General features: G+C 45.1%; 12 protein-coding genes and 1 tRNA gene. 5 read left to right on the top strand and 8 right to left on the bottom strand.

Going from position 1 to position 11,449, the window contains the following annotated elements:
* Positions 1-6: 6 nt before the first annotated feature.
* The 6 genes from ACK3SF_RS02690 to ACK3SF_RS02665 form a co-directional block, all read right to left on the bottom strand.
* On the bottom strand, positions 7-1,095 hold the full coding sequence (locus ACK3SF_RS02690; protein WP_414838286.1) for a hypothetical protein: 1,089 nt from the start codon (positions 1,093-1,095) through the stop codon (positions 7-9).
* A 578-nt stretch (positions 1,096-1,673) separates the two neighbouring features.
* Positions 1,674-2,000, bottom strand: a complete 327-nt coding sequence (locus ACK3SF_RS02685) for a hypothetical protein (protein WP_414838285.1) — start codon at positions 1,998-2,000, stop codon at positions 1,674-1,676.
* 78 nt (positions 2,001-2,078) lie between these two features.
* On the bottom strand, positions 2,079-3,932 hold the full coding sequence (locus ACK3SF_RS02680; RefSeq protein WP_414838284.1) for a beta-propeller domain-containing protein: 1,854 nt from the start codon (positions 3,930-3,932) through the stop codon (positions 2,079-2,081).
* Positions 3,933-4,005: 73 nt separating this feature from the next.
* Positions 4,006-4,224: a hypothetical protein gene (locus ACK3SF_RS02675; protein ID WP_414838283.1), complete on the bottom strand. Its 219-nt coding sequence runs from the start codon at positions 4,222-4,224 to the stop codon at positions 4,006-4,008.
* 28 nt (positions 4,225-4,252) lie between these two features.
* Positions 4,253-4,609 (bottom strand): hypothetical protein, encoded by a 357-nt coding sequence (locus ACK3SF_RS02670; RefSeq protein ID WP_414838282.1) that lies wholly within the window; start codon positions 4,607-4,609, stop codon positions 4,253-4,255.
* 55 nt (positions 4,610-4,664) lie between these two features.
* Positions 4,665-5,324, bottom strand: a complete 660-nt coding sequence (locus ACK3SF_RS02665; RefSeq protein WP_414838280.1) for a hypothetical protein — start codon at positions 5,322-5,324, stop codon at positions 4,665-4,667.
* Between the two features lie 191 nt (positions 5,325-5,515).
* Here ACK3SF_RS02665 and ACK3SF_RS02660 point away from each other — a divergent pair, with 191 nt between their 5' ends.
* Positions 5,516-6,292: a restriction endonuclease gene (locus ACK3SF_RS02660; RefSeq protein ID WP_414838279.1), complete on the top strand. Its 777-nt coding sequence runs from the start codon at positions 5,516-5,518 to the stop codon at positions 6,290-6,292.
* A gap of 207 nt (positions 6,293-6,499) precedes the next feature.
* On the opposite strand, the gene ACK3SF_RS02655 is transcribed toward ACK3SF_RS02660, so the two are convergent.
* Positions 6,500-6,653: transfer RNA gene (locus ACK3SF_RS02655), tRNA-Ile, on the bottom strand.
* A 224-nt stretch (positions 6,654-6,877) separates the two neighbouring features.
* On the opposite strand from ACK3SF_RS02655, the gene ACK3SF_RS02650 reads away from it, so the two are divergent.
* The 4 genes from ACK3SF_RS02650 to ACK3SF_RS02635 all read left to right on the top strand — a co-directional run bounded on the left by ACK3SF_RS02650 (position 6,878) and on the right by ACK3SF_RS02635 (position 10,446).
* Entirely contained in the window at positions 6,878-7,582 is a 705-nt protein-coding gene (locus ACK3SF_RS02650) for an archaeal proteasome endopeptidase complex subunit alpha (protein ID WP_414838278.1), read from the top strand.
* Positions 7,583-7,630: 48 nt separating this feature from the next.
* The gene (locus ACK3SF_RS02645) at positions 7,631-8,965 is read left to right on the top strand and encodes a cobyric acid synthase (RefSeq protein WP_414838277.1); all 1,335 of its coding nucleotides are present in this window, start codon (positions 7,631-7,633) and stop codon (positions 8,963-8,965) included.
* A gap of 35 nt (positions 8,966-9,000) precedes the next feature.
* The gene (locus ACK3SF_RS02640) at positions 9,001-9,684 is read left to right on the top strand and encodes a hypothetical protein (RefSeq protein ID WP_414838276.1); all 684 of its coding nucleotides are present in this window, start codon (positions 9,001-9,003) and stop codon (positions 9,682-9,684) included.
* Positions 9,685-9,759: 75 nt separating this feature from the next.
* Positions 9,760-10,446 (top strand): ribosome assembly factor SBDS, encoded by a 687-nt coding sequence (locus ACK3SF_RS02635; protein ID WP_414838275.1) that lies wholly within the window; start codon positions 9,760-9,762, stop codon positions 10,444-10,446.
* Here ACK3SF_RS02635 and ACK3SF_RS02630 read toward each other — a convergent pair.
* Positions 10,443-11,300 carry a hypothetical protein gene (locus ACK3SF_RS02630; protein ID WP_414838274.1) on the bottom strand — a complete coding sequence of 286 codons (858 nt, stop codon included), beginning with the start codon at positions 11,298-11,300 and terminating at the stop codon, positions 10,443-10,445. The two genes, ACK3SF_RS02635 and ACK3SF_RS02630, sit on opposite strands and share 4 nt — an antisense overlap.
* Positions 11,301-11,449: the final 149 nt, after the last annotated feature.

Here is an 11,449-nt window from a genome sequence, read left to right as displayed (position 1 = left end):
ATATGCTTAACTGATCTCTGCTCTGTGCACCTCCGTACCAGAGTACTCTCTAGAGCCGTATCTTTCATGCGGGATTCCTGCAGCCTCTATAACACTCATAGCGTCATCTACGAAGTATCTTTCCCTCGTGCCCGAGGGCCTGCCCTGGAGGCCTATGATATCTCTCCATCCGTCTTCCGTTCTGATGCCGTCCGGCTGATACCTCTCGAAATCAAGGCCTGTATCAGATTTAATGGATGCGGCTACAGGATTTCCAGCATCGATTTCCAGTCCTGTCCAGTCTATATCTTCTCTGCTCTGCATTTGATCTACCCAGTCGAGTACTCTGTCATAGCTCCAGGTATCGTAGCCATCCTGTTTATCTGGTATTACTGTCAAACGGGCCTGTCCGATTGTCTCAGCGTTCTGTTCCTTGACAGCTACCTCTTCAGGCCTTTCCTCATCGTTCTCCAGAGTTCTCTCTATATCCACGCCGGCTTCATCCAGATTTTCAAGCACCTGTTCAACAGCCTGTGCCTCATTATCCGGAGTATATACTTCTCCGTCTCCGGTGTAGTCATTTCCGGAGTCGATCATATAGACTGTGGATATCCTGCCTTCTCCGTTGTGGGCCTCGAAGAACTGGCCGTCACTGTATCCTACAGGTACGAATCCGGCCTCCATGCTTCCTTTCTGACTTTTGCCTGTGAATGAGACTGTCTGAGTATACCGCTTTTCATCAGGATATACTTCTTCATCGAAACTTTCCCTTGCCTGATGAAGCAACTGGTAAACCGGGACGCCATCTACCTCCTGACTTCGGGCTTCAGGATCTATAACAGTTGATGAAAGCTCTGACCATCCAGGCCTGTTCTGCTTAACGGCAGATACTCCTTCTATACCGTTCTGCGACCACTCCAGATCATCCGGCGCATCGAGCACCATTACACCGGCCCATGGATCTCCAGTCTGTAGGCCTCTATGCATATGCTCTATAGATTCAGCCATTTTATCAGGATCACTGAACTTTCCAAAGTAGCGATCGTACTCGTTCAGAAACAGGCCTACAATATCTTCAGCGTCGCCTTTTTGCGCCAGGCGTATAGAGTCACTCACCTGGAGCACCCGAAACAGAAATTACAGTACAAGATTTTGATCTAAGCAGTTCTAGCTGCTTCCAAGAAAAAACGTCCACCCTTGATTGAAACTGGCGTCATAGATACAGAAAATATAACGTGAATGCTTTAAAATCTTCTGATTCTATAAGACGAAATAAATGAAGAAAAAGGATTTTGAAGGCCTCTGGAGCCTTCTAGGCTTGCTGGAGCAGCGTAATGATTCTTGTTGTCTAATTAACCACCTTGTTAAGGTTGTAGCGTTTTTCACGTGAAGAAGGATTGCGTTTTTCGGTTAGGTCCTTTTGCCCGAGTTCCCCTGAGTTGAGGAACAGGCCAGGATTTCCCAACCTACTTATCCTGTATTAGGTATACAGGATAAACAGATTGGATCTATAGGTATTGATATTGCTCACGCTAGCCCACTTAGACATCGAGGATACAGATTCCACGATCTGAGCTACGTGAGTCATACTCTTACTTTGTGATCTGACCTTTTTAAAAGTTTGCTCTCAATAAGTTGGAGGCCTACAATTCTTTCTGGCTACTGCAGAAAAAGTGTTGATGGCATGAATGCAGTTATTTTCTGAATCGGCCGTTATCGAACTCTTCAAGAACATCGCCTATCTCGAAGTCCTGCTCGAATGCGTTGACCCATAGCTCATAACCCGTGCTTTCGAATACTTCCGGCGACAGGCCTTGAAGTCTGAAGCTGTCGATGTACTTATTTCTTCCATCAGTTCCATAGACATCGAGAACCGGTGTATCATCCTCGTAGTGGAATCCCAGAGAAACCTCTACCTCACTTGCATCTATACGCCTCTTCCCCAGCTCTTCAGTGAACTCGAGGACGTGATCATATGCACTGTAATCCAGATCCATCAGATCATCCCTCCCATTAACCATGAAATCAGTTTAACGGAGAAAAGTTAAATCGGTATCCGGGAGAAAGGAAAGGGAAAAGAAAAAGTGTATGACGGGCCTTTAACGTACTACAGGCCCTGGAAGCGGAACAGGCTTGGGAACGTAAGATTCCCTGAACTGGATTTCCTTGACTGTGTCCCATGTTTCTATGTCCACGACGGATGCATGAGTGCTGTTGAACACGTAGAAGTTCTGATTGACGAATGCTGCACGCTTCACATCAGTCATTTCAACCTGCATCACTTCTTCAAGGCCTTCACTGTATGAGAAGAAGTGTCCCCCTTCGCTTCCAGGCAGGAAAAACACCTCGTTCTCTCTGTCAATCTGGAAAGCGTGATGGGAACTGGAGATCTCCGAGTAATAATCATCCAGTATCATCGAGTCAACTACTTCAGGATCATCGTCCTCGACATCGAAGATCACGGCCTTTACAGAACCGTTCTCCTCGCCGATTCCGAGAATACGATTCTCCTGAAGAGGATGCAGATAAGAGGAAAATCCTGGAAGCTTCAACTCTCCCTCTAGAGAAGGATTCTCGGGATCACTGAGATCGATTACATGGAAAGGATCAACCCTTCTGAAAGTAACAATGTAGGCCTTGTCATCGATAAATCTTGCAGAGTAAATCCTCTCGTTGAGGCCCATCCCCTGTACAGAGCCAAGCACTTCAAGATCCTCATCTAAACTGTAAAGATCGTTTTCAGACTCAACATCAAACTGCCACGAGCTTCCTACAGTAGTCGCTATCCTGAGGCCTGAATCAGATTCATCCAGTGAAAATCTGTCGTTGACAGTGCCGGGAACTTCTCCCTCGGCGACAAGCTCGAGATCAAGATCAAACTTTGCGATACTTGTGGTACTCAACTCCCTTTTCCTGTCATCAGTATAGTTCCCGAAACCGTTCTCAAGCGCCTGACTGGCCTCTTCACGTTCTTCTTTCTCAAGGCCTGAGAAATACTTCTCGATCGCTCTATTGATCTCGGTCTGAAGAGAACTCTCACTTAAATCATAGGACTGTAGCTCTTCAATCCTTTCCATAGTCTCGCTGTCCAGATACCTGTCGCCTTCAGCGTTCAGGAACTCCACCATCAAATCAGTCCTCGAGGCCTCCTCACTGTAAGTCAGATAGATCGCCTGATCAGAGACATAAGTTACACTGTTGCTTCTCTTTCCAACAAATCCGTTAGTGTTCAGAACCTCACCTGAGGATGCATCCATCTCAACAAGCGAATAAGTGGTATCAGCACTACCTGATCCAGGATGATAGAAAGTTGTACAAGGCATAATCCTTGATGAAAGAGGCCTTACAGGACATGGACCACCTGCGTTTTTAGCCAGTACAAAGTAGAGGCTGTCATTGATTTTTCTTGCAGATTCAATACTTGAGTTCAACTCCTCCTCCCAAAGCAGTTCATGAGTCTCCCTGTCGAAAGCCGAGATATTCTGTCCAAGCGAGATAACACTATTATTCGTCAGGAACATTCTACCGGAGGCCTCTAACTCATCGATCTCGGAAAAATTCTCAGCCGGCAAAGTGGAAAAAACAGATGTATTAGGCCCCAAAGGATTATATCCGTAGAAATAGTTTCTCTCCGGCGAGTAGAAAATCTTGTCACCGGCATTCTTCAGCATATCCGGCTCGTCGACTCCCAAAGTCTGTATATTCGTATCAGAAGATCTTTCAACTGTCGATCCTCCGTCACCTCCGGCAAAATTAGATGTCGAACGATCCAGGGCCTCCGCCGGATTGCCTACAAGATCATTTCCCGAGGAGGAGACGAACTCCCTGTACTCGGCCTCTGAACTGAATTTCTGGAGGCCTGAATTATTCTGTGAAGGATTTTCAGTCATGTAAAGCATAGAGCCTGTTGCTATGAAAGCTGTCGCCAGTGCAAAAATCAGATAATCTCTCATAACTGGAAAAAGGGAAGGCCTTGCTTAAATAGAGTACAGACAATGTTCGCAATAAAACTAACAGAAAAATTTTCTACAGGCGATCATAGGCGAGAACAGAGAAAGTAACGATCTCCAGAACTATCATCACAGCGATCACGAAGACGACAGGATCATCCGGTATAAAATTGAGGAAACGTGTCTCCTGCTTCACGTAGAAAACACCTATAAACGCGAACACCATTCCAAAAGTAGCCAGCAGCTTCAGACTTGCTCTCTTGAACGAATCCAGTAAAGTACTGAGAGCCTCCATAAACAGAATGATGGAGGATAATATTTTTCTATGCTCCTGGAACTCCTACCGCTCTGGCTCTGATACCGAAGACTGATTCAAGCTTCGTGACGATCAGAGATGCTACCCAGGCGAAGACTGCTACCTTGAAAGCTGTTGAGAGGCCTACACCGTAAGTCTGTGTCACCACGATAAGCCAGACAATAAAAGTTGCAATCGAACCGATCAAGGGAATCCATCCTGCGAAAAGGCCTACAACTGCCCATACAAGCGCTCCTGCCAGTGCAGTTACAGCTGCAGTCTCAAGGCCTGCACCGACGCCCGCATAGGATGCACCGATGAAAAGGCCTAACGTCCCTGTCAGAAATCCAACTGCAAGGCCGAAAAGCGAGTCAATCAATCCCACAGAGAGTTTTTGTTCAACTACTGTTGAAAAAAAGCCTGCCTAGGAAATCTTTACTTCAGTTCCAGTCCTCTACGCCCCGTGAAACATCCTCTACAAGACCTTCAATATCCTCCACAAGCTCCACAAGATCTTCGCTTCTGCCGGGATCAACTAGCTCTTCTGGAGCAACTCGATCCTTCATCATGTACCCTTTCTGCGCGTTTTCAATAAACTCAAGATCATAATGCAGGTCTTCGCCGAAAGTCTCACCTGTAGCCACCTTGAAACGCTCAGCAAAGTTTTCAGAAAGAAGATAATGAACAAGCTTGGACAAGGCCTCATCCGAAACATTCTGCGCTCCCCTTACAGGCCTCAGTTCATCTTCAACAACTTTCCTGCCAAATCTGTGGCCCATCTCATGGGGAAGCAAGGCCTCCGACTCAGAAGAATCCTCTGAATCAAGAAAAGTATCAGTGACAAGATATCTATCCTGATCTTCCCTGTAAATCATCCCGATATTATCAATAAGATACAGAGAACTTGCATAGTCATGTCCAACTTCTCTACACAGGTATTCACCGATCTCACGCCTATCCTGGACATCCATAATATTTACAGTAGTTGAAGGATAACGTGGCGCACCTGCAGACTGTAACTCACGGTGAATAGTCTCCGCCCTCATGTTTAGCTCGCCAAGAGCATCTCGACGACTTCCTGATCCCTCATCAAGACTCACATCTACAATACACAGTTCAAATTAAAATAACTGACGATTCAAAAGAGGCCTCGACAGAAATTTTCGCAAGCCACAGAACTTTTGAAATTATAAGTTAGGAAGAAAACAGCAGTCATTACACGGGTACGTAGACAAGTCCGTAAACTATTGACCTTTTGAAATATTATAAAACTGCTCAATAAACAGTTTTTATGACGCAAAGAGACGTTGAGGAGGATAATCTAAATTTAAGAGAAATTCCTCCAGTAGGACATTTGTTCGTCATAATTTTTACCACAGGCCTGTTCTTCTCCATGGATTTCAATACAGATATGAACAGTTTCTATGGTATTGTAGGCTCAGCCGCTATATTGAGTACACTTTACTTCGTCCTCAGATTTAAACAGATAGCTCATGAACAAGGTTTGAGAAAAGCTTTCAGCTGGTCTAAAACATCTCTAGAAGACCGTGAGGCTGATCAATTTAATTCTCCGGACCTTGAAAAAATGATGCCAAAAGCTCCAGATATTGATCTAGAGGAGGCTGCGAATGACTTTGGAGAAATAGTTTCCAAGGAAGATGAAAATGGAAAAATGACAATTTCGAATTTAAGAGGAATAAACGAATATGAATTTGAAGAGATAGTAGGGAATGTTTGGTCAGAAAGAGGTTGGGAAACACAGGTTACTAGGTCAAGTAATGATCGCGGTATTGATATTGTGGCAGAAAAACAACATCCATATTATCAGAAGATTCTAATTCAAGCCAAAAGATACTCTGCGGGCAATAAAGTTGGAAGTAAAGAAATACAGCAGTATTATAGTCTTAAAGACCAAGAGGACAATGTAGATCAAGTTCTCATAATAACAACTAGTTCATTCACTAAACCAGCAGAACGGAGAGCTCAAGACCTGAATGTCAAACTAATCAATGGAGAAGAATTTCTAAAAATATACAAAACACATATGGAAGACGAAGAGAGGAAATAAATCAATGAGTGTAGTCAAAAGAGACGGCAAATGACGACTCGAAAAGAAAGATTCAGAAGCTTCGCTGTAGGGAAAAATTCCACAGGACTAGTTTAATACAATAAAAAATTATTCTCAACTAATTCATAATCAAAATAATTTAATCAAAAAAATTTCCTGAAAGCCACCGAAGCGTGGCTTGTTGCGTGTCAACCGAGCGTAACCAGTTGCTCCACCCGGGATTCGAACCCGGGACCGCCGCCTAGCTTAAGACACCAGCTGAGCTGGATTTTTGAGTAAAGGCAACACACAGGCCTTGCGGCACGTTTTTCTGTGTGAGGTCCGTATAAGGACGGTGCTCTAACCCCTGAGCTAGTGGAGCAGATATGGAATTTTTTCTTTCTGTGTAATGTGAATCTCTGCGTAAATTAAAAAACCTTTACAGGCCTCAAGTGTTTCTCCGTGTTCAAAAGTTTTTATTTGAAGGCCTTTGTGGAAAAAGTGTTAGTGATTACTTTTTGAATCCTCGTCAGGTTAATAAATCTTCGAGAAGAACTTGTTTCTTGTAAAGATTTCTTGGACTGAATAAAAGGTGATTAATGAATAATGCAGATGACTAATCCGCAGCAGGCACAGTATGATCGTGGTAAAACTATTTTCTCCCCTGATGGACGTTTGTTCCAGGTGGAGTACGCAAAAGAAGCTGTCAAGAAAGGTGCTACAGCTCTAGGAGTTGTATACGAGGACGGAGTTGTTCTTGCAGCTACGAGGACTACAAGTACTCTTGGAGTAAGGAATCCTGAGAAAGTCTTCAAGATTGAGGACCATATCGGCGTTGCTACTTCAGGACTTGTAGCTGACGGCCGTAATCTTGTTGAAGAGGCCCGGAATGAGGCCCAGAAGCATTTGATGACTTATGACGAGGATATTCCTGTGTTCTCTCTTTCAAAGTTCCTTGCTGATAGATGCCAGCAGTTCACACAGTACGGAGGCGTAAGGCCTTACGGAGTCTCCACTATAACTGGAGGAGTTAGAGACGGTGAGCCAAGTGTTTACCAGACTGATCCTTCCGGTACCTTGAATCAGTGGAACGCTGTCGCCATCGGAAAAGGCGGAGAAGATGCTCGCGAACATCTTGAGGAGAACTGGAGCGAGGATCTTTCAGAGGACGAAGCAGTTGAACTTGCTGTAGAGGCCCTTCACGAGGGAGAGGACGATATCGAGACGGAGAACATCGAGCTCTCTACAGTTGATGAAGAGGAGGAGTTCGAGAGAGTTACTCCTGAAGATCTAGAGGAAAGAGGCCTCTAGAAATCCTCTTATCCAACTTATTTTAATTTCTCTTTTACTTTCTGATACATGGCTGAATGGATTACTGTCCAGGGAACTCAATCCGATGTTGGAAAGTCCCTTATCGCAGAAGCCATTACAGATATTTTATCAGAGAAGGGACGTGTGGCTCCGTTCAAGCCTGTGAATTTTTCACGCAACTCTTTTCCCGTAGATTCATCCGAGATCGGATACTCCACGTTCCATCAGGCCCGTAAATCAAAAATCAGTCCGGAGAAAATTATGGGGCCGGTACTTGTCAAGCCTATGGAGGAAAAAGCGGAGTTCATAGCAGATAAAGGAGTCGAAGAAGTGAAGTACAGTGAAATAGATGAGAAGCTCGGGGAAAGTTATAGCTACATCGAGGAGTGTATGGACGAGCTGGACAGGAGATTCGACTACGTTGTATGGGAAGGATTCGGAAGCATGATCAACGCCAACATAAGCAACAATCCCAATCAGGATCTAATCGAAAAAGTCAATCCTTACATAGTTCTTGTCGGAGATATCTCGAAAGGCGGTGTAGAGGCCTCGATTAAAGGCGTTCACGAACTTGTCGATCACGAAATAGAATTGAATATAGTGAATAAAGCCAGTAGAGAGGCCTACAGGGTGGATAGGACTGAAGAGTTTATCTCAGATTCTACGGAGACTGAGACAGTTACAGTCCCTTATATACAGGGCCTGGATTTTCCCAGGGAGGACGGTTTACCGGATTTTGACGGCAGTGGAGAGATCGCAGTTGTCAATTATCCTCATATCTCGAATACTTCTGATCTGCAGCTTTTGCCTGATCAGAAAACCTGTCTTGTTGAAGATCCCGAACAGCTTGAAAACGCAGAACTGATTATTTTGCCGGGTTCAAAGAACACTGTCAAAGACTTGAGATGGATGAAGGAAAAAGAGATAAGTGAAAAAATAGTTGAAAAGGCCTCTGAAAAAGTTGTTTTCGGGATCTGTGGCGGTTTCCAGATGCTTGGAGACAGGATAAAGGGAAACGGAATCGAGGAAGGAGAGGAGAAAGGCCTTTCTCTGCTTGATTTTGACACGGTTTTTGAAGATGAGAAAAATCTTGAGCAGGTGAAATACGGTTTTTCAGGTGAAAAATATACCGGTTACAGGATCCACTACGGCAACTCCGATGTCCCGGATCAGAATCTGTTCAGTCTGGAAGACGGGAATGAAGGAGTTTATCAGTCCGGCGTCGGAGGCACGTACATCCATGACAGTTTGAACAACAGAAAGTTCCTTGAGTTTCTTCTGGATGAAGCGGGTATAGAGGCCTCTGGATCAGCTTGTGATGCTTCAGAGATAAAAAATATTTTGAGGGAAAGTCTTGATTCCAAGTTATTTAACGACTTGTGAAGATAATATTTCCACCAATAAACGGGGGGAACAGAATGGCGGATGATGAAACAGGATACGATTTCGAGGCCGATAAAGGAAAGACTATAGAGCCGGAAACTCTGTTCTATGAATCCGAAAACGAGTCTGCCCGAAGCTTTGATACAGGCCTCGTGGTCGGAGGTTTCCCGACTTCTGTAGAGCATGATCCAACAACTCATATAATCGAGGCTCTTGGCGGTAGAGGTACGGACTCTGCTCTTGTAACACTGAATCTTGGTGATGAGGCTATCGACAGGGAGAAAGGGCCTGTATTCAATACTTCACCGGAGATAATTTTCGATGAGATACGGGAAGCCGTTGAAATGCTTGATGGAGAAACAGCAGTATTTGGGTACTGTTGCGGAGGATCATACGCACTTGAATCAGGAGTCATGGATAGAAACGATGTAGTAGCATTCGTCGGATCTGATATACCGGCCGGTATGCAGAGTTATGAGGGCTTACTGGAGCCTGAAACTGATGGCGTGGTATTCTACGACGACACCATGGAGGGACGTCTGGATGCCCGTCAGGTGGAAGTCACGGATACACATCATATCTGGCAGAATACTCCTGAAGACTTCGGAGAGGCCCAGGTAGATATCGCCGAGGCCCTTGCCTACGATGGAGAGGCCGAAAATTTTCAGTGGATGGAGGAGACGGATAGATACAGTCTCCCAGACTCAGGCCTCCTGTAGCTGTAATTAATTAAGTCAGTACTACGTTGCGATCTTTTGGAAAATTGTTTAAGACTGGGCCTCCAGTTTTCTGGTATGGAAACTTCGGAAGCGATAAAGATAAGTTATTCTGATGGGAAAGATTTTGAGATACTTGTAGATCCTGATCTGGCGAAAGAGACAAAGATGGAAGGTAAAGATCATGATATCCAGAGGCTTCTTTTTGTACAGGAAGTGTTCAAGGATGCAGGAGCAGGTGAAAGAGCTTCTGCCGATGAGCTTGAACAGGAATTCGGTACAAAGCAGGTGCTGGATGCCGCTGAAGAAGTTTTCGAGAAAGGAGAGATGCAGTTGACAACGGATCAGAAAGCAGAGATACGGGAGGATAAATGGAAGCAGCTTGTCAACATGATCGCAAGACGCGCCCAGAATCCTCAGACCGGAAATCCTCATCCTCCGAACCGTGTTGAAAACGCTCTGGAGGAGGCCGGATTCCACATTGACTGGGATGCAGATCTTGAAGAGGCCTTCGACGAGGCCACGGATTTGCTTAAGCCGATTATCCCTATCTCTCTTCAGGAAAAAGATGTTGCCATCAGGATTCCTGTCGATAAGACTGGAAAGGCCTATGATAAGCTGCAGCAGGTAGCTGACATAAAAGAGGAAAACTGGGGTAGCGACTACTTCACTGCAAGAGTTTCTCTTCCTGCAGGAGTCCTTACAGAGTTAATGGAGGATCTACAGGAGTACACCGGTGGAGAGGCTGAAGTCAAGGAGTACTAGACTATTTCATCCAGCTCAGGGAATTCATGGACTTCTTCCACATACCATTCTCCTCCCTGGCTCTGTAGCTCTACAGCAGTTGACACGGTATCCTCATTTCCGACAAAATTTTTCCATACCTCATCATATCCTTCGATCTCCTGACGGAGCGAGCTACTGCTCTGCTCCAGTCTTTCCCCGAAGCCTCTGTGAAGCGATCCCCAGACAGTTCCAAAATCCCCATCCATCTCATTTTGCTTGTATGCAGTTACAGCGTTTCTCAGGCCTCTTGTCATGGCAAAACTTTCCGGATGCATATCGTTCGAGGCCTCCACATGATCTACTTCTCCACCTGATCCCATGAACGCCGAGTAAGTGGCGAAAGGCTGTATCAGCCATCCGGCGATACCTGCAAGAGCTCCATCTGTCCCCGTGAAATCTTCTCCTTTTCCTGCGTAAGCTGCAAGGCCTGCTCCGAGTCCTGCTTCTCCCGCCATGAGGCCTGTCTCTGCTACTTGTGCATCCGTGCTGAGATCAACGTCTCCAAAGTATATCGGGATCTCTCTTTCAGCCATCTCATCGATAAGCTCCCTGTACTGAGGCCTTGATCGAAGATTTTCCAGATGTGCTACAGGATTATGCATGTAGTCTCCAGAGTTTTCCAGGAACAGTCCATCTATATCATCTGAAAGTTCAGACGGATCATAGGGCTCGCTGTCCTCCGTGTGAGGTCCGTAAAGAACATCATTATCTTCACTATAACCCTGCAGACTGCTTGCTGCTTCAGAAGCAGCTGTAAGGCCTGCTGCAGAGGCAAAAGTTACGGCTCCCGACTTCAGAAAATTTCTTCTGTCGAGCTCAGGCCCATCGCTCATGCTGTTATCATCATATAGTAACAATAAATATCTTTTGGGTTTAGAGGGTCCGAATGCCGGATCTCTGCATCTGTTTTTAAGAAACGATTTATAACGTTTTGTCTCGTTTTGTATATTATAAAAAAGGTTTCTTTGTAGAAACAAATTTT

Origin of the sequence: Candidatus Nanosalina sp. VS9-1, from assembly GCF_047555085.1 — an archaeon.
Classification (GTDB): Archaea; Nanohalarchaeota; Nanosalinia; order Nanosalinales; family Nanosalinaceae; genus Nanosalina.
This window is presented reverse-complemented; position numbering and strand designations above follow the sequence as displayed.